15 protein-coding genes are annotated in these 19,069 nt (G+C 62.2%); 4 read left to right on the top strand and 11 right to left on the bottom strand.

The window, feature by feature from the left end:
* The first annotated feature begins 50 nt into the window (after positions 1-50).
* The 3 genes from K3146_RS08135 to tilS all read left to right on the top strand — a co-directional run bounded on the left by K3146_RS08135 (position 51) and on the right by tilS (position 2,851).
* Positions 51-884, top strand: coding sequence for a helix-turn-helix domain-containing protein (locus K3146_RS08135; RefSeq protein ID WP_221545768.1), 834 nt, complete (start codon positions 51-53; stop codon positions 882-884).
* Between the two features lie 106 nt (positions 885-990).
* Complete coding sequence (locus K3146_RS08130) at positions 991-1,863, top strand: tetratricopeptide repeat protein (protein WP_221545767.1); 873 nt, start codon at positions 991-993, stop codon at positions 1,861-1,863.
* Position 1,864: 1 nt separating this feature from the next.
* Positions 1,865-2,851 carry a tRNA lysidine(34) synthetase TilS gene (tilS, locus tag K3146_RS08125; RefSeq protein WP_221545766.1) on the top strand — a complete coding sequence of 329 codons (987 nt, stop codon included), beginning with the start codon at positions 1,865-1,867 and terminating at the stop codon, positions 2,849-2,851.
* On the opposite strand, the gene eda is transcribed toward tilS, so the two are convergent.
* The 7 genes from eda to rimO form a co-directional block, all read right to left on the bottom strand.
* Positions 2,848-3,462 (bottom strand): bifunctional 4-hydroxy-2-oxoglutarate aldolase/2-dehydro-3-deoxy-phosphogluconate aldolase, encoded by a 615-nt coding sequence (eda, locus tag K3146_RS08120; RefSeq protein ID WP_221545765.1) that lies wholly within the window; start codon positions 3,460-3,462, stop codon positions 2,848-2,850. The genes tilS and eda overlap by 4 nt on opposite strands.
* Positions 3,459-4,430: a glucokinase gene (gene glk / locus K3146_RS08115; protein ID WP_221545764.1), complete on the bottom strand. Its 972-nt coding sequence runs from the start codon at positions 4,428-4,430 to the stop codon at positions 3,459-3,461. The genes eda and glk overlap by 4 nt, the downstream gene beginning before the upstream one ends.
* Positions 4,431-4,434: 4 nt before the next feature.
* A complete protein-coding gene (gene edd, locus K3146_RS08110) occupies positions 4,435-6,249 on the bottom strand; it encodes a phosphogluconate dehydratase (protein WP_221545763.1) in 1,815 nt (604 codons plus the stop codon).
* On the bottom strand, positions 6,242-7,690 hold the full coding sequence (gene zwf / locus K3146_RS08105) for a glucose-6-phosphate dehydrogenase (protein ID WP_221545762.1): 1,449 nt from the start codon (positions 7,688-7,690) through the stop codon (positions 6,242-6,244). The genes edd and zwf overlap by 8 nt, the downstream gene beginning before the upstream one ends.
* 98 nt (positions 7,691-7,788) lie before the next feature.
* Positions 7,789-8,586 carry a transglutaminase-like domain-containing protein gene (locus tag K3146_RS08100; RefSeq protein ID WP_221545761.1) on the bottom strand — a complete coding sequence of 266 codons (798 nt, stop codon included), beginning with the start codon at positions 8,584-8,586 and terminating at the stop codon, positions 7,789-7,791.
* 237 nt (positions 8,587-8,823) lie between these two features.
* Positions 8,824-11,169, bottom strand: a complete 2,346-nt coding sequence (locus K3146_RS08095) for an EAL domain-containing protein (RefSeq protein ID WP_221545760.1) — start codon at positions 11,167-11,169, stop codon at positions 8,824-8,826.
* Positions 11,170-11,415: 246 nt separating this feature from the next.
* Complete coding sequence (rimO, locus tag K3146_RS08090) at positions 11,416-12,789, bottom strand: 30S ribosomal protein S12 methylthiotransferase RimO (RefSeq protein ID WP_221545759.1); 1,374 nt, start codon at positions 12,787-12,789, stop codon at positions 11,416-11,418.
* Positions 12,790-12,881: 92 nt separating this feature from the next.
* On the opposite strand from rimO, the gene K3146_RS08085 reads away from it, so the two are divergent.
* Complete coding sequence (locus K3146_RS08085; RefSeq protein ID WP_221545758.1) at positions 12,882-13,292, top strand: DUF1761 domain-containing protein; 411 nt, start codon at positions 12,882-12,884, stop codon at positions 13,290-13,292.
* 30 nt (positions 13,293-13,322) lie between these two features.
* Here the strand turns inward: K3146_RS08085 and K3146_RS08080 are convergent, their stop codons facing one another.
* The 4 genes from K3146_RS08080 to K3146_RS08065 form a co-directional block, all read right to left on the bottom strand.
* The gene (locus K3146_RS08080) at positions 13,323-14,429 is read right to left on the bottom strand and encodes a potassium channel family protein (protein WP_221545757.1); all 1,107 of its coding nucleotides are present in this window, start codon (positions 14,427-14,429) and stop codon (positions 13,323-13,325) included.
* 43 nt (positions 14,430-14,472) lie between these two features.
* Entirely contained in the window at positions 14,473-15,237 is a 765-nt protein-coding gene (gene surE / locus K3146_RS08075; protein WP_221545756.1) for a 5'/3'-nucleotidase SurE, read from the bottom strand.
* Positions 15,234-16,514, bottom strand: coding sequence for a serine--tRNA ligase (gene serS / locus K3146_RS08070; RefSeq protein ID WP_221545755.1), 1,281 nt, complete (start codon positions 16,512-16,514; stop codon positions 15,234-15,236). The genes surE and serS overlap by 4 nt, the downstream gene beginning before the upstream one ends.
* 125 nt (positions 16,515-16,639) lie before the next feature.
* Positions 16,640-18,952 carry a TonB-dependent receptor gene (locus K3146_RS08065; RefSeq protein ID WP_221545754.1) on the bottom strand — a complete coding sequence of 771 codons (2,313 nt, stop codon included), beginning with the start codon at positions 18,950-18,952 and terminating at the stop codon, positions 16,640-16,642.
* Positions 18,953-19,069: the final 117 nt, after the last annotated feature.

Below are 19,069 nucleotides of genomic sequence, written 5' to 3'. Positions count from 1 at the left end.
TCGTGACGGACGCGGGAACGGCCGCAGGGGTTCAGGAATTCGGGATTCGCATGGAAGAAGAAGACGTCAACGTCGAAGAAGAGCTGATGCTGCGCCGCCGCGTGGGCGAGCGGCTGCGCGAAGCACGCGAGGAAAAGGGCCTCACGATCGAGCAGGTCGCGGCCGAAACGCGCATACCACTGCGGCATCTCGAAACGATCGAGGCAGGCGATTTCGCGGCGCTCCCGGCGCGCACCTATGCCATCGGATTCAGCCGGACCTATGCCCGCACGCTCGGCCTCGACGAGCATGAGGTTCTCGACCAGGTTCGTGAGGAGCTGGCCGAAGGCGATCCCAACGCGGTCGAAAAGCCGGACAAGTTCGAGCCAGGCGATCCGGCGCGAGTGCCGGGCCGCGGCCTCGCATGGTTCGCCGTGCTGGCGGCCGTCCTGCTGATCGGCGGCATCTATGCTTTCTATTCCAGCTATTTCGCGCCCGGGCTTGGGCCCGCGCCGCTGGAAGACCCGCAGGAAGAAGCAATCGCCGAGGAGACGCCGGATCAAGTCGAAGCTGCCGCCGCGCAGCCGACCGGTGGACCCGTGGTCTTCACCAGCGAGATGGATGGTACCTGGGTCAAATTCTACGATGCACAGGGCCGCCGTCTCTACGAAGCGCAGATGAATACGGGCGACAGTTTCACCGTGCCCGAGGATGCAGAAGGTCCGCAAGTGTGGACCGGTCGCCCCTACGCGCTGGCCATTACGATAGGCGGGCAGCCGGTCCCCAAGATTACCGAAGAAGACACGGTCGTGCGCGATGTGCCAGTAACCGCCGAAGCCTTGCTTGCCCGTGACGATCCGGCGCCTGCGGATGCCGAGGCGGGGGCAGCGACACCGGCCAACTGATCCGCTGCTGCCACGGCAGCGGATATCCCGCTTCATCCCCTCGACAGCTTCGCGGGGTTACGCCAGATTCCTCCGGCAAATTCTCCAACAGGAGCCCGATAGTCTCATGATTGCACGTAGCGCACGCGCTCTTGGCCTCGGCGGCATTGCCTTGGCCCTCATGGCCACCTCGATGCCCGTGGCCGCTCAGGACAACAGCGAAGCCCGCATTCGCAAGCTCGAAGCCGAGGTCCGTGCGCTCCAGCGCAAGGTCTTCCCTGGCGGCGATGGGCGCTATTTCGAGCCGGAAATCACCGGGGCTCCTGTGACCACGCCAGCTGCCACTACCACCACGCCATCGACAACCGCCGTGACGGATATCCTTGCGCGTCTCGATGCTCTCGAAAGCCAGCTCCAGCGACTGACCGCCCAATACGAAGTGGGCGGCAATGCGTTGCGCCTGCTGGAAGAGCGCATCGAAGCGCTGGAAGCGGCCAATGCTCCGCCGCCCGAGCCGGAACCTGAAGAAACCGCTGCCCGCGAACCCGAAGCGCGCCCGAACCCGGCACGGGTTGCCGCTGTCCAGGCCATCGCCAAGCCGCAGACCGACGATGCGGGAGATGACGAATATTCCTACGGCTTCCGCCTGTGGGATGCCGGCTTCTTCCCCGAAGCGCAGCAGCAGTTGACCATGTTCGTAGAAGAGTATCCCAACCATTCGCGCACGAGCTTCGGGCGCAATCTGCTGGGCCGCGCCTATCTCGACGATGGCAAGCCGACCGAGGCTGCGCCCTGGTTCCTGCGGAACTACCAGGCCGACAAGAACGGTGCGCGCGCCGGTGACAGCCTGCTGTATCTCGCCGAATCCATGATCGCCCTCGAGGATACCAGCCGCGCCTGCATCGCACTGGCGGAATTTGCCGAGACCTATCCCGCACTAGCGACGGGACGGCTGAGCGGCCCCTATGCGACCGCGCGCAGCAAGGTCACCTGCGGCTGACATGGCCGTTGCGCCGGAACTGGTCGAGCGGTTCCGGGCCGACCTGACAGCTTTGTGGCTCGATATCGACGAGCCCGATGTGAAGCTGGGTGTCGCCCTGTCGGGCGGTCCTGACAGCCTCGCATTGCTCCTGCTCGCGCATGCCGCGCTGCCTGGACGCGTCGAAGCGGCGACGGTCGATCACGGCTTGCGCCCCGAAAGCGCGAATGAAGCCAGCCAGGCAGCTGCGATCTGCGAAGCGCTTGCTATCCCCCACGCGGTCCTGCGCGTCACGGTCGCTCCGGGCAATTTGCAGAGTGAGGCGCGCCTAGCGCGCCACCGCGCTCTCGCGGATTGGGCTGAGGAGCGCGGGGTGGAGACCCTGTGCACCGCCCACCACCGGGAGGATCAGGTCGAGACCATGCTCATGCGCCTGAACCGTGGCAGCGGGCTTTCGGGCCTCGCAGGCATTCGCCCCGCCGGACTGGCACCCGAAAGCGACCTCGTTGTGCTACGACCGCTCCTTTCTTGGAGCCGGGCGACGCTCGAGCAAGTGGTGGAAGCCAGCGAATTCGAAGCTGTGCAAGACCCGTCGAATGCCGACCGCGCCTACGACCGTGTGCGGATGCGGCAGGCGCTCGCCAATGCGGACTGGATCGACCGGGATTGTGTAGCGCGCTCCGCCCAGGTGCTGGCGGATATGGAAGACTGCATTCTCGGCCTTGCAGCCGAGGACCTCGACCTGGCTGGCGAGTTTTCAGACGAGCGCGTTTCCTATCGCCCGCTGGAGCGATCGGCGGTCTATCGCCCGTCGATCTGGGCCGAAGTTATCCTGCAAGTCTTCGAGCACCTGGATCGCACAATTTCGCGCTCGGACGCTGTTCGCATGGCCGAGAGCCTGATGGATGGACAGCCGCTCAATGTCGGCGGCGTCCATGCCAGTACTCGCGGGACGGATCGCGAAACGGTCTGGACATTCGCTCCGGAGAACCCCCGGAGGACCGGTTAGCTTCCGAGACCAGCGGCTTCTCGCGCAACCTGCTCTACCGCCGCTTCGTCGACTGCGCCGCGTGGTGCGACCCAGCTTCCGCCGACGCACAACACGGGGTCGAAGCCTAGCCATTGGGGCGCGTTCTCAAGCGTGATTCCGCCAGTCGGACAGAAACGGCACTGGCCGAAGGGTGCGGCGAGGGCCTTCAGTGCTGGCAATCCACCAGCCGCCATGGCCGGGAAGAACTTGAAATGGGTCAGCCCCAGGTCGAGCCCGCGCATGATGTCGCCCGCATTGGCAATTCCGGGCAGGAAGGGTATGCCCTCACGGATCGCTGCCTTGCCGAGCGGTTCGGTGAGGCCCGGTGACACGATGAATTCGCTGCCTGCAGCAATCGCGTCCGCCAGTTCCTGCTGGTTCGTGACCGTACCGGCTCCGACGATCGCGCCCTCAACCTGCTTCATTGCCCGGATCGCATCGAGGGCGGCGGGCGTGCGCAGAGTGACCTCGAGAACCCTCAAGCCCCCAGCCACCAATGCACGGGCGAGGGGAACGGCGTGCTCCACCTCGTCCACGACGATGACCGGGATCACCGGAGCGGTCTTCATGATGTCGGCAATGGCGGTCATGCGTGTTCCCTGACAAAGGCTGCGGCAGCGCCATAGAGGCCGGGCTGCGGATGGATGATAAGCTTGACCGGGATCGAGGCCATCAGCTCCTGGAAACGGCCCTTGGCCTTGAACCGCTCGGCAAAGCCCGATTTCAGTAATGTCTCGCGGATGCGGTAGCCAAGGCCGCCGGCAATCACGACGCCGCCGAAGCCGCCCTGCGCCAGCGCGATGTCTCCTGCGACACTGCCCAGCGACATGCAGAAACGATCGACCGCGGCGGCGGCGAGGCTGTCGCTGCCGTCCTGTCCGCGCGTCCAGATGGCGATGTCGTCCTCCTCGGTGACCGGCTTGCCCTCCATTGCAGCGAGCGTCTGGTAGATATCGGAGATGGCTGGGCCTGCGACCACGCGCTCGACCGATACGCGCGTGTGTCGCTTGCGCAGTCTTGCCAGGATCGCATCGTCGATCTGGTCGAGCGGGGCAAAATCGATGTGACCGCCTTCGGTCGCCGAAACGCGATAGGTGCCGTCGGGTTCGCGATAGAGATGTGCAACGCCAAGCCCGGTGCCCGGGCCGAGAACGCTTAAACGCCCGGTGGGGGCAAGCGGCTTGTCGGGACCGGTCAGGTGGATGAACTGGTCTTCGCTGCAGCGAGCAACGGCATGCGCGACCGCCTCGAAATCGTTGACGATGCAATAGCTCTCGACCCCGAGCTTTTCCTTCACCAGCGACGGGCGGATGATCCAGGGGTTGTTGGTGAAACGGATCACATCGCCGCCGACAGGTCCCGCAATCGCCATGCTGACGCGTGGCGGGACCGATCCGCCCATGCGTTCTCGAAAATCTTCCCAGGCGGTCTGGAAACTCGCGTGATCTTCAGTGTGGATCGTTTCCGGTTCGCCGAGCGTGATCGATCCGTCATCATGCGCCGTCGCAATCGCAAAGCGTGCGTGTGTTCCACCGATATCGACCGTAACCAGTTCCATGTCGTCAAAGCCCCGCCATTGCCATCATCGAAGAAGCACCCTGTTCGGCCCCGTCCGCATGGGCGCGGAACATGGCGAAAAGCTCGCGCCCCATGCCCGTTTCGGCCTGCGGTTCGGCGGCGGCTTCGCGTGTGTCGAGGTCGGCCGTCGTCGAAAGCGAACCGGTTTCGGCACAGACACGGACGATATCACCGTCGCGCAATTTCGCCAGCGGGCCGCCGCCAAGGGCTTCGGGTGTGCAGTGGATTGCAGCGGGTACCTTGCCGCTGGCGCCTGACATGCGTCCATCGGTGACGAGCGCCACCCGGTAGCCACGATCTTGCAGGACGCCGAGCGCGGGGGTGAGCTTGTGCAGTTCCGGCATGCCGTTGGCGCGCGGCCCCTGGAAGCGCACGACCACCACGACATCGCGGTCAAGCTCGCCCTTCTTGAAGGCTTCGTTGACACTCGGCTGGTCCTCGAAAACCCGGCACGGAGCCTCGACCGTCCAGCGTTCTCGATCGACGGCGGAGGACTTGAAGCAGGCACGGCCGAGATTGCCTTCGACCAGCCGCATACCGCCATCGGCCTGGAATGGATCGGAGGCTGGACGGAGCATTTCCGTGTCGCCACTGGGACCCGGATCACGCCAGACGAGCGCGTCCCCATCCATACGGGGCTCGCGCGCATAGGCCTCGAAGCCGCCCTCCGCGACAGTCAGAATGTCCGGATGCGCAAGGCCTTCTTCGAGCAGCGTGCCGATGACATAGCCCATGCCGCCGGCCTCGTGGAAATGGTTCACATCGCCCGAGCCGTTCGGATAAACACGCGCGACAAGGGGCACGACCGAAGACAGTTCTGCGAGATCGGTCCAGTCGAACTTGACGCCCGCCGCCCGGGCCATGGCCGGAATGTGGATCGCGTGGTTCGTCGAGCCACCCGTCGCGAGCAGGCCGATCGCGGCGTTGATAATCGCCTTTTCGTCGACCACACGGCCCAGCGGTCGGAAATCATCGCCGTCCTTGCGGATCTCCGCCAGGCGATGCGTCGCCTTGCGGCTGAGCTCCTGCCGCAGTTTCGCGCCCGGAGGCACGAAGGCTGCACCCGGAATATGGAGACCCATCATCTCCATCATCATCTGGTTCGAATTCGCAGTGCCGTAAAAGGTGCAGGTTCCGGGCGAATGGTAGCTGCCCATCTCGCTCGCCAGCAGTTCGTCTCGGCCGACCTTGCCTTCCGCGTAGAGCTGCCGCGTGCGCTGCTTTTCTTTGTTCGAGATGCCCGTGCCCATCGGTCCGGAGGGTACGAAGACAGCCGGCAGGTGACCAAATCGCAGTGCGCCCATCAGCAGGCCGGGCACGATTTTGTCGCAGATGCCCAGCAGGGCGACGCCGTCATACATGGCGTGGCTCAACGCCACGATGGTGGAGAGGGCGATGGTGTCACGGCTGAAAAGCGACAGCTCCATGCCGGCTTCGCCCTGTGTCACTCCGTCGCACATGGCAGGCGTGCCGCCTGCAACCTGCAGGGTTGCACCGACCTCACGCGCCCAGATCTTCATCCGCTCGGGATAGCGATAGTAGGGCTGGTGGGCCGAAAGCATGTCATTATAGGCGGTCACGACGCCGAGGTTCGGCCCGCGCGCAGCCTTGATGGCAGCCTGGTCTTCCTCGGCCCCGGCAAAGGCATGCGCGAGGTTCGAGCACGACAGTGAATGCCGATTCACCTGCTTGTCGCCCTCGCGGTCCATCAGTTCGAGGTAGTCACCGCGCGACTTGCGCGAGTTCTCGATCACGCGCTGCGTGACACGGTGGATGGTATCGTGAAGCGGTTTAGTCATCGTGCCAGGTTACCCCGTCGCGTTCTGCAAGGGCCACGGCGGCGCTGGGTCCCCAGGTGCCCGCGGCATATGTCTTCGGCTGGGTTTCGTTCGCTGCCCACAGGGCGCGGATATGATCGATGAAGTCCCACTGCGCCTCGACCTCGTCACGGCGGACGAACAGCGTCTGGTCGCCGTGAACCAGGTCAAGCAGCAGTCGCTCGTAAGCGATGCGGCGCACGGTATCCGAGAAGGCATCCGGCATCGCGATATCGAGCGGGACGGGACGTAGGCGCAGCCCGTCGCTGCCGAGTCCCGGAACCTTGGCCATCATCGACAGCTGGATGTTCTCTTGCGGCTGGATCTCGATCACCAGGCGGTTCGGCTGGGTCTTGGCGCCGCGGCCTTCGAAAATCGAATGCGGAATGCACTTGAACTGGACCACGATTTCGGTGACGCGGCGCGGCATTCGCTTGCCGTGGCGCAGGTAGAAGGGAACGCCCCGCCAGCGCCAGTTGTCGACATGGGCCTTGAGCGCGACATAGGTTTCGGTGTCGCTGTTCTTGCCCAGTTCCTCGTCGTAGCCGGGGACCGATTTTCCTTCGACCGCGCCAGCACGGTACTGCCCCGTGACTACCTCATTCGCGTTGAGCGGGCGCAGGGCCCGCAGGACCTTGACCTTCTCGTCGCGCACGGCGGTTGCGTCGAAATTCGTGGGCGGCTCCATCGCCACCAGCGCGAGCAGCTGGAGCATATGGTTCTGCACCATGTCGCGCAGCGCGCCGCTATCGTCGTAGTAGGCGACACGCGATTCCAGACCCACCGTTTCCGCCACCGTGATCTGGACGTGGTCGACGTAGTTCGAATTCCAAACCGGCTCGAGCAGGATATTGGCAAAGCGCAACGCCAGCAGGTTCTGGACCGTTTCCTTGCCCAGATAGTGGTCGATGCGGAAAATGCGGTCTTCGCTGAAAGCCTTGGCGACCGCGTCGTTGATTTCGCAACTCGATTCCAGATCGGTGCCGAGGGGCTTTTCGAGGGCGATGCGCGCATTGCCTCTGGTCAGGCCGACACGCTCAAGGCCGGCAATAGTCGGCTCGAACAGGCTGGGCGCGGTCGAGAGGAAAATCGCCAGTCCGTCATAGTCGCCGACTTCCTTCGCGAGTTCGTCATAGCCTTCGAGCGTCGTCGCATCGACCGGGACGTAGCTCAGTCGGTTGAGGAAATCGGCCATCGGGCCGCGGCGGTTCTTCGGGAGGTATTTCTCAAGGGCTTCCCGCGCGAACTGGCGGAATTCCTTGGTGGTCATCTCCGAACGCGCGGTGGCCACGATGCGAAGATCGGGATTGAGCAGGTGATCGGCGTGGAGGGCGCAGAGCGAAGGCAGGAGCATCCGCTGCGACAGGTCGCCGGTCGCCCCGAAGAGCAAGAGCCGGTCGGCGGTGAAATTCAGCTCCTGCATCGAGCGTCCATTGACTGTGTTTCTCCCTTTGCGGGCGGGTTACCAGCGAGGGCGATCATGCGCCAGCCTGCCGCATTCCTATTCACCCTCCTGCCCTTTCAGGTGGTTGTCACCAAGACGTGTTTGTCTCCAAACTCGTTCTGCCCGAAGCTGGTGAGAAAGCTGACGTCCGCCGCATCGCGACCGACCCCGATCTTTACCGTTTGCGCGGGGTCGGCCATCCCGGTTGCATCGATCAGCTGCCACGTCCCGCCGCCTTCAGTGTCCGGATCGTCGAGGAATACTTCGGCGACGGCATGAAAGTCGGGAGGATCGACACCCGGTGCATAGCACGCAACGTAGCGCGCAGGGATCGTGCTTGCGCGGGCGAGGGCGATCAGGACATGCGCGTAGTCCCGGCAGATTCCTCGCCGTTCGATAAAGCTGTCGAGCGCTGTCGTTTGTGGTCCGGATGCGCCGGGAGAATAGGCAAACTTGCGCGAGAGCCAGTCGCAGATCGCGACGATCCTTTCGCCGCCGTCGGTTCCCGCGAATTCCTCGCTGACGAAAGTCTGGAACCTATCTGCAGCACAGTATCGACTGTCGAAGAGATACTGCACAGCTTCTCCCGGCATGTGATGTGGTGCTAGCCGTCTCAACGCAGCGAGATCGGGCAGTAATCGCTTCAGCTCGACCTCGGCCCTGTATGATACTTCGAATTCACCGTCCGCCCGGACCCAGATTCGCTCGCCAATGTCATCCTGTGCGGGAACCCAGGCGCAATGTTCTGCGGGTGTGAGGTCGGTGCTGGAGGATAGGATCTCCTGTTCCGGAATTGCTGCTGCCTCGAATTGCAGCAGGATGTCTGTGCTCTGCGGCAGTCTGAAGGTGAACCTGGTGTCGATGGAGATGGCCATATCGCCCCAACGGCACAGCCCCAAGTCCGTTTCATGTGGCGCTCATTTCCAGTCTGAACCTGAAGCGAAAAAGGGCCCCGCGAGGGGGCCCTTCGAAACTCGTAGACTTGAAATCAGTCCGGCGCGCTTACTTGCGTCCGCCGAAGAGATATTCCCAAATATTGATCAGCATGTGCGCCTCCTGTTTTCTGACAGGAGGTAACTATCTGTTAACCATAACTGTTTGTAAAGCGTTAACTATGCCCTGAGGCTGTCGATATCATCCAAGTCCTTGAATTGCATAACATTTTCCAAACTCATGGGGCGCGCAAGAATATAACCTTGGACGTGTGTGCAGCCCATTTTCGTAAGCATTCTCAGGGTTTCTTCGTCCTCGGCGCCTTCAGCGACCACGCCGATTCGCGCCTTGCGTCCCATCTCGACGATACTCTCCACGATCGCCCGGGCCTTGGCACTCTTCGCCATGTTCCCGATGAACAGCCGGTCGATCTTGACCTCGTCGAACGGCAATTCGAAGAACGTCTCGAAGTTGGTCTCGCCCACGCCGAAGTCATCCATAGAGATGCGTGCGCCGAGTGACCGGAGCTCGTTCAAAACCATCTGCGCGGTCTCGAGGTCCCCGATCCGCGAAGTTTCGGTTACTTCGAGGATCATGAAGCGCGGATCGAAGCCCGTGGCCTGGATGACGTTGCGAACCATTCCGACGATGCGCATGTCGCTGAGCAGCGTTGCCGAGATGTTGATCGACATGCTGATCGAGCGACCCTGGAAGTGCATCAGCCGGCCGGCTGCACACGCGTGCTCGAGGACATAATCGGTCAGCGCGTCCATGCGGCCGGCCTTCTCGCACTGGGCGATAAATTTCATCGGAGGGATAAATCCGCGATTGGGGTCTTGCCACCGCACGAGGGCTTCGACACCGGTCATGGTGCCGGTGCGGGTGTCGATCTTGGGCTGGTAGACGCAGAAGATTTCTCCCGCGGCCATTGCCTCGTCGATCCGCGCGCGTAGCGAGATGTCCCACAGCTCGTCGAAATGCGAGCCGTTCTCCGCCATCTTGATCGGCTGGAGCGCTTCGGAACTCTCTTCTGCCGCGGCGACCGCAGCAGCCAGCCGGGCAGCGGGGTCGCCATCCAGACGCGCTACGCCAAAGCTGATGCCCACATCGACAGACGATCCGGCGACGTTCACCGGGGCAGCGAACATCGCTCGCAAGCCTTCGAGGTGTTCGGCAAGCGAATCCCCGTTCTCTTCTTCGGAGTGCCACGCCAGATAGTGACCCTCTGCGTAGACGGCCAATTTGGTATCGGTCGCGCGCAATCGATCGACCAGCTTCAGGATATACTGCGCGCGCTCGCTGCGGGGCAGCGTTTTGAGAACATGTTCATAGCCGTGGATTCGCGCGACAACGAGATGGCCTTGCCGATTAGTGTTTCGTGCCGTCGCGACTTCGAGCGCCCGCAGTTTGGGCAAGCCTGACTCGTTGTCGACCATCGCAACGCGGTCCTTCCAGCGCGCGCGAGAGCGGATTATCGCATAGACCGCGAGCAGGACGAAACAGTAGGATAGTTCCAGGCGTATTCCGACATAACTTCCAGCATAAAAAGTCGCCGGGACCGACAGGAACATGAAAGCGTAGACTAGGCCGCGCCGTTTGGTCGAACGCGCTCCGACGACCAACAGTGCTGCGAACACTGCAATGAATATCGCCAATGCGGGAAATGCGGCAATATGAACCGTCCTGCCCGATTTCAGTGTCTCCGCCGCATAAATGTCGGCATAGCTGAAGGGCACCGACCAATCGCCCGGGATCCGCTGCTGGTCCTTGCCGCGCCCCGCATGTTCTCCGATTACGACGGTGCGACCGGCGAGCTTCGCCTCCGGGATCTGTTTGGCGATCTCATCAAGATCGATCGCGGGGATGTCGGCTGACGCTATCCCGTAATTGATCGGGAAACGCTGCGAAGGAGAGTTCTCGGCGCCAGCGATCGACGCCGAAAGCGACGGGAGGGTGCGACCATCGACACGATACGAATAGTTGTCCTCCCACCTGAAGCCCAGCCAGTTGCTGCCGCGGCGTGAAGCAACGGTCTGCGTAGCGCCCGCAATTTCCGGGATGGTAGCAATTGCGGATATCTCGGTCTCGGAATCCGCTTCGATATGCTCGACCAGCGAAACGCGTGGGCCGAGCGAGGCAATCGCTTGTGCAAGTTTTGCGTCGGCGCGTTCGGTAGAGGGTTCGCTGAAAATGACATCGATATAGACACGGCCAACGCCCAGCCGCTCAAGCTCGGTGAGTGCCTCGGCGAGTTCTTCGCGGTTCTCTGGTGACACTGGGTCTGCAACATCCGCATCGGCAGAGACGAAAATCACGTCACCCGAAGGCGCACGTTGCGCGAGCTTCGATTGGAGCGTCCATCCCAGCTGATCGACCGGATCGAGCATGGCAAAGAGCAGGAGAACGAAACAGATAATCCCTGCTGCGATAAGGTGAACCAGTCGCTGGGCAAGCCCTGCCGGCAAGCCGAGCAACGGCTTGAGCACAGGCGCAATGGCGCGAAAGGGGGCGCGAGCGACGTTCATCTCGCACCCGTATGGTCAGATTAGGATTAAGAATGTTTTGACGCGGGCCCAAATTTTTTGCCTGAGCCCTGCCAATCCGCGCCTTGCAATGGTTAAGGGCGAAGTAGGGATTGAGGTAAAGGCAACACGCGCAGTGCCCGCGAATTTCTATGCTTGGGTGCGGAATTTTGCCACTTTAAACAGTTTCTTACCAATGTTTCGGTGCCGTTGAAGCTGTTGGTTAACGCGCCAAAAAACAGCAGAAGCTCAGGCTATTACACCATAGAGGTCGTGCGCATCCGCATCTTCGACCTCCACCGTGACGATATCGCCGGCCCGCGTATCGGAAGGAACCGTGCGAAGGTAGACCGCGCCATCGATTTCAGGTGCATCGGCCTGGCTGCGGCCAGTTGCACCGATGTCGCCATCTTCGTCCGGCTCTCCCACCTCGTCGATAATGACCGGAATGGTCTTGCCGACCTTTGCCTGAAGCTTAGCGGCGCTGATGCGCTCGGTCACTTCCATGACCCGTGCATAGCGTTCCTCCTTGACCTCTTCCGGTACGGGGTCGGGAAGTGCATTCGCTTGCGCCCCCTCGACAGGCTCGAAGCGGAAGGCGCCGACGCGGTCGAGCTGCGCTTCCTCGACCCAGTCCAAGAGATACTGGAAATCGTCCTCGGTCTCGCCGGGGAAACCCACCACGAAGCTGGATCGGATCGCGATTTCCGGACAGATGTCGCGCCAACCCTTGAGGCGCTCGAGTACTTTTGCCTCGTTCGCCGGACGCTTCATCGAGCGCAGCACCTTGGGGCTCGCGTGCTGGAAAGGGATGTCGAGATATGGCGTCAGCAGTCCTTCCGCCATCAACGGGATGACAGCGTCGACATGCGGGTAGGGATAGACATAGTGCAGTCGCACCCAGGGCGGTGTGCCGCCACCGATGTCGAGCTGGCCCAACTCGCGCGCGAGATCGGTCATGTGCGCGCGAACCTCGCGGCCCTTCCAAGGCTTGCTTTCGTGCCGCGTGTCCACGCCATAGGCGCTGGTGTCCTGACTGATGACCAGCAGCTCCTTCGTGCCTGCCGCAACCAGCTTCTCAGCCTCGCGCAGCACCGCATCGATCCGTCGGCTTGCGAGTTTGCCGCGCAAATCCGGGATGATGCAGAAGGCGCAGGAGTGGTTGCAGCCCTCTGAAATCTTCAAATAGCTGTAGTGGCGCGGGGTCAGCTTCACATCGGGCTGCGGAATGAGGTCGATGAAGGGACCCTGTGAAGGCGGAGCGTGCTCATGGACGGCTTCTACCACCGCCTCGTACTGATGCGCGCCGGTCACGGCCAGAACGCTGGGATGCGCGGCACGGATGGCGTCGGCTTCCTCGCCCAAGCAGCCGGTCACGATAACGCGGCCATTCTCGGCAATCGCCTCGCCGATCGCCTGGAGGCTTTCTTCCTTGGCGCTGTCGAGGAAGCCGCAGGTGTTTACCAGCACCACATCCGCGCCAGCGTAGTCGGGGCTCATCGCATAGCCATCGGCGCGGAGGCGCGTTAGGATGCGTTCGCTATCGACCAGCGCCTTGGGGCAGCCGAGGGAAACCATGCCGACCTTCTTCTGGTCGGGGATCGGGGTGGTGGAGGTGTTCATGCCAATGTCCGTGGATTTGCGCGGCCCCCTACACCGCTTCGCCCATTTGCGCTAGCACCCGCTTGGGTTGCACATGGGAGAGGATTGAAGACATGAACCTGTTCGATGTGAACTGGCTGGCGGTGGTGCTGGCCGCATTGAGTGGCTTTCTGGTTGGCGGGCTGTGGTACGGCCCGGTCATGGGCAAGAGTTGGATGGCCGCAGTCGGCAAGTCCGAAGAGGACATCAAGCAGATCAACCCGGCCAAGACGTATGGTCTGACCTTCCTGCTCGCTCTGCTGGCCAGCTGGACGCTGGCGCACACCTTCGCGAGCTATGCCAAGGACCTGTCTGTGACGGTCAAGATACTGACCGGCTTTGGTGTGGCGCTGGGCTTCATCCTACCGGCGCTTTGGACCAACTACTTGTTCCAGGACGCGGACAGGCGACTTTACCTGATCGATGGAGGCTACTGGCTGTTGTTCTTCACAGCCATGGCGGCGGTACACGCATTCATGCCGTAAGTCGCGTCAGGTCTGGCCCTTGCGCCAGACCTAACCGTCGCTGGAGTGGCCATCGCCGCGGGAGGTGCCATTCTCTGTCGCGACAATCTCTACGATGATGTCCCCCTTCTGCAGGTCCTGGCACTCATCTTCCCAGAAGCCGATCGCACGTCCATTGCGATAGACGCGCAGACCGCGTCCGCCGCTGTTGAGTTCGTTGATCGCACAGCCGCACTCATCCTCGGTGATCTCGCGCTCGACCAGCTGCACCCGGCCTGAAACGCTGGCGAGGTCGGCGAGATAATCGGCGATGTGTTCACCCTTGGCGCTGCCGGCAAGCAACAGGCCGGTGAAGCGGACGGGATTGATGACATTGTTCGCGCCTGCCTGGCGGGCGAGCGACTCGTTATCGTCGGCACGTACGACCACGCTGATCGGCACTTGGGGAGCGAGCGCGCGGACGGTCAGAGTGATCAGGATCGTCGTATCGTCACGACCAGCAGAGATCAGCACGTTCTTGGCCTGGTCGATGCGTACCGCCTTCAAAGTCTCGTCGCGCGTCGCGTCAGCAGCCATGACATTGCAACCGAGTGCTTCCGCCTCTGCCAGCCGTTCTTCGCTCGGGTCGATCACGACGATGCAGGATGGATCGGTGCCGCGTTCGACCAGTTCGTCGACCGCTTCCGAGCCCGATATGCCGAAGCCCAGCACCACGATGTGGTCGGACAGCTTTTCCTGGATGCGGGCCATGCGCCATTTCTCCCAGCTGCGCTTGATGATGAAATTGTAGGCTGTGCCCACGAAGATAAAGAATACCGCGAAACGGATCGGCGTCACGATGACCGCCTCCACCAAACGCGCGCGGTCGGAAATTGGAGCAATGTCGCCGAAGCCGGTCGTCGTGATCGAAATCATGGTGAAATAGATCACGTCGAGGAAGCTGACTTCGCCGTCGAGATTGTCGACCAGCCCTTCGCGATCCCACCAGTGGATCATGACCACGATGAAGATCAGGAAGAGCGCGGCGCCCAGTCGAATGCCCAGATCGCCCCAGACGGGCAGCTTGAGCGCGCGGCGCAGCGGCTTGAAGCGTGGGCCGCGAAAGGTGCGCGGCTGCTTGTCCGGCACGATGCGGTCGAGTTGCTTGTTCTCTCTCATCTGGCGCCTAGGTGGGCAAAGCGAGAGGGGCGGTCAAGTGCGCTCAGCCTTCGTAACGTTCACCGAGCGCCTGCATGGACGCATGGTGGGTCAGATCCAGCTGTAGGGGCGTGACCGAAACGTAACCGTCTGCAATCGCTTCCAGATCGGTGCCATGGTCGGGCGTGTGCTCGATCGCCTGGAGGCCGAACCAGTAGTACTTGAAGCCTCGCGGATCGCGCCCTTCGACCACCGTCCCGCGCGAATAGTCATGGAAGCCTTGAGCCACAGCGCGGATGCCCTTCACATCGCCTGGCGCGCGCGGCGGGAAATTGACATTGACCAGAGTGCGATCGGGAAGGGGGGTATCGAGCAGCGGCCCGAGAACCCTGGCGCCCCATTCCTCTGCAGCGGCAAAGGACATGTCGTTGCCTGCATCGTCCCGGCCGATGACCTGGCTCAAGGCGATAGAGCGGATGCCGGCCAGTGCGCCTTCGATGGCGGCAGACACCGTACCCGAATAGGTGATGTCGTCGCCTAGGTTTGCACCGCGGTTAACGCCTGACAGGATCACGTCGGGCGGACCGTCCATAACCTGACGCAGGCCCATGGTAACCGAATCGGTGGGTGTCCCGGTAACAGAGAAGCGCCGCTCGCCGTGCTTGCGCAGGCGGACAGGCTTGGTCAGCGTAAGCGCGTGGCCCATGCCCGACTGTTCTTCGTCGGGCGCACAGATCCAGATATCGTCGGAGAATTGGCGAGCGATAGCTTCGAGGACTTCGAGGCCTGGGGCGAGGATGCCATCATCGTTGGTGAGAAGGATCTTCACGCGGCAGGCTCCAGCTTGGTCACGCCGCCCATGTAGGGCGCGAGGCATTGCGGAACCGTGACGCTGCCGTCTGCCTCCTGGTAGTTCTCCATCACCGCGACAAGTGTGCGGCCCACAGCGAGACCCGAACCGTTCAGAGTATGGACGAAGCGGGTCTTCTTCTCGCCCTCGGGCTTGTAGCGCGCGTTCATGCGGCGAGCCTGAAACTCGCCCGTATTCGAACAGGACGAGATCTCGCGATAGGCGCCCTGTCCTGGAAGCCACACCTCGAGGTCGTAGGTCTTGCGCGCGCCGAAGCCCATGTCGCCTACGCAAAGCAGCACTTTGCGATAAGGCAGGCCCAGCGCCTGGAGGATACCCTCGGCACATCCGGTCATGCGCTCGTGCTCAGCCTCGCTATCCTCGGGGCGGCAGATGCTGACCATCTCGACCTTCTCGAACTGGTGCTGGCGAATGAAACCGCGCGTATCCTTGCCCGCCGAGCCCGCCTCGCTGCGGAAGCAGAGCGTGTGTGCGGTGAGGCGGATGGGTTCGGCCGGTTCAGGGATGATCTGGTCGGCGACCGAAGCTGTAAGGGGGACTTCAGAGGTGGGAACGAGCCAGCGACCATCTGTGGTCTGGAAGCTGTCCTCGGCAAACTTTGGGAGCTTGTCAGTGCCGTACATCGCATCGTCGTTTACCAGCACCGGCGGGTTGCATTCGGTGTAGCCGTTTTCCCTCGTCTGCTTGTCGAGCATGAACTGGGCGAGGGCGCGGTGGAGACGAGCGATATCGCCGCGCAGGAAGGTGAAGCGCGCACCCGACAGAGCCGCGCCAGTCTCGAAGTCCATGCCCAGCGCCGGGCCGATATCGGCATGTTCCTTCGGCTCGAAAGCGAAATCGCGTTTCTCACCCCAAACGGCGATCTCGACGTTGTCGTTCTCGTCCGCGCCCTCAGGCACATCATCGGCGGGGATATTCGGCAGGCGCGCGAGCAGGTCGGTGAGCTCGGCACCAGCAGTAGCCTCGGCCTCTTCCCATTGCGGCATGCTCGCCTTGATCTCGGCTACCTCGGCCTTGAGCGCCTCGGCTTTGTCCTTGTCGCCCTGGCCCATCGCCTGGCCGATTGCCTTGGAAGCTTCGTTACGGCGGCTCTGGGCCTCCTGCACGCGGGTCTGCGCCTCGCGTTTCTTCGTATCGAGTGCGAGGATGCGATCCGCGACTGGCTCACCACCGCGCCGCGTCGTGGCGGCATCGAAAGCTTCGGGATTGGCTCGGATATAGGCGATATCGTGCATGGGGCCGCGCTATGCCGATTGCGCGTGCGCTTTTCCAGTAGGGAAACGCTTTGCCGCGCGGTCAAAAGGGAAGGGCGGCGAACCGGTCACCCGGCCGCCGCCCCTCGGGAGGAAGCGAGAAGGGTCTAGAACCTGATCTCGCCGGTGATGAAGAAGCGGCGCGGATCGCCATAGAATCCGGTCACATTGTTCTCGATCCCAAGCTGCGTGTTGAACACGAAGTCGTAGCCCGCAACGACATAGCGCTTGTCGAACAGGTTCTTGCCGTGGATCCCGATCGAGAAGCGATCGAGGTCGTCGGTGTAGACAATGCTCGCATCGGCGAGGACGAACCCGTCCTGGTCGATGAAGGGTGTCGGGAATTCGAACTGCTGGCTGTCGCTGCGCATCGATAGCGAGCCGAGGAAATCGATCATCCCTGTGCCGATCGGAACGCCGAGATCGAAACCTGCGTGGACCGTGAACTCGGGAGTGTTCTGGACCCGCGTCGCATCCGCCTGGTCGACATCGGCAATGATGAACTCGTCATACTGAGCGTCGATATAGCCGAGCGACCAGTCGAAGGTCAGGCGGCTGCCTTCCCCGGCAAAATCACGTCCGACAAGGGCCGAAGCCTCGATCTCGATCCCGTTGATGCTCGCGCTGCCGGCATTATCGGTAATCCCGGCGAATGTGTCGGCGAGGCCATCGCCATTCGTGTCGACACCCACCGAACCGGGCACCTGCACGTCCTTATAGTCGGAGATGAATCCGGCGACGCTGACATTCAGGCGATTGTCGAGCAGCGAGGCTTTCCAGCCGAGCTCATAGCTGTCGACCGTTTCCGGTGCGAAGCGCATGTATTCGAAAATTTCGGCTTCAGTCACGGTGCCGTTTCCATCAAGGTCGTCCGCCTGGGTCGTTTGGCCGCGCGGATCGAAGCCGCCGCCCTTGAAGCCCTTGGAATAGGTGAAATAGATGTTGTGGTCGGGAGTCGGCTTGAAGCTGATCGAAGCGCGCGGAGTGAATTCGTCGAAGGTTTCGCTGCCTTCGAAATCGCTCGTCACCGCGATCGCCGTGCCATCGCCATCGAACAGCTCCGAGAAGCCGCCGATATAGGTCGTGCGAAGCACGCGGCTGGTACGCTTGTCGTTGGTATAGCGACCGCCGAGGGAAATGCTGAGCTGGTCCGCAATATCGAAGGTGAAGTCACCGAAGATCGACCAGGTTTCAGTATCGACGTCGCCGAAGGTCTGGGCCGTCAGCCCGGGCAGCGAGACGAAATCGCCGACGACCCAGATGCCCGCGTCGAATGCGGTGAGCGCATTGGCGTCCAGATAATATGCCCCGAGCACGCCAGAGAGCCTGTCCCCTTCGTAGAGGAGCTGGAGTTCCTGGCTGAACTGGTCGTTCTCGTAGATGGCAGGGACGTCGAGATCGACGACCGGGAGGCTGTCGAAATCGATTGGCGTCGTCGACTGGTCTTCGCGGTAGCCCGTTATCGACTTGATCGTCAGCGTATCCGACAATTCAAGCGCGACATTGAGCGAACCGCCATAGGCCTCGACCTCCTGCTCGACGATATCGAGGCCGGCCCGCGTGTCGTAGACATCGTCGAGAACCGGTGCTCCGGTGATCACCCCGGGGAGGAATCGATGTCCTTGCCGCGGGTCGCTATTGTCCTTGACGTAGTCGCCGGAAAGACGTGCGAAGAGCGGACCGCTTTCGAACTCGATAGTGCCGCGCGCAGCCCAGACATCCTTGTTGTAGTTCTCGACGCCATCAAGGTTGAGATTGTCGCCAAAACCGCCGCGTGAAAGACGTGCGGCGCTCGCACCAATGCGCAGATTGTCGCCTACCGGGGTCGAGGCGGTGATAATGGCATCTGCCTGGTCGTAGGAGCCATATGTGGCCCGGACCTTGACCTGAGTCTCATCGGGCAGGCGAGCAGTGACGTATTTGATCGCGCCACCGATCGTGTTGCGGCCATAAAGCGTGCCCTGCGGCCCTCGTAGCACCTCGATGCGCTCGACATCGTAGACATCGAGGACGGCAGCCTGCGGGCGGTTCAGATAGACGTCATCGACATAGAGCCCGACGCCGGCCTCGAAGCCTGCAACCGGATCCTGCTGGCCGACGCCGCGAATGAAGGCTGTGAGTGTCGTGTTCGTGCCACGGCTAACCTCGAGCGTCAGGTTAGGGACGACCTCGCCCACCTCGGTCAATTCCAGCGTGCCCCCGCGTACCAGAGCTTCGCCCGATAGCGCCGTGACCGATATCGGCACGTCGATCAGCCGTTCCTCGCGGCGGCGAGCCGTAACGATGATGACATCGTCCTCTTCGGCAGTGGTTCCGGCCACGGTGCCTTCGTCGGCCTGAGCAGCAACGGGTGCAGCCCAGCACAAGGAAGCAGTGCCTGCGAGCAAGGCGACAAGCGGACGGTTGGCGTGAAGACTCATGAAAATCCCTCCCAGATGGCTCTCTTGCCGCCCTGATATTGAAAACTGAACCACCTTTCAAGTTTGTTCTTGCCTTGCGCTTGTTTGTCGGTCTAGCCAAAGGGCAGTGGAAGGGAT

The organism is Qipengyuania vesicularis, assembly GCF_019711415.1.
In the GTDB taxonomy this organism is placed as follows: domain Bacteria; phylum Pseudomonadota; class Alphaproteobacteria; order Sphingomonadales; family Sphingomonadaceae; genus Qipengyuania; species Qipengyuania vesicularis.
Note: the sequence above shows the minus strand (reverse complement) of the source record. Positions and strands in the feature narration are given on the sequence as shown.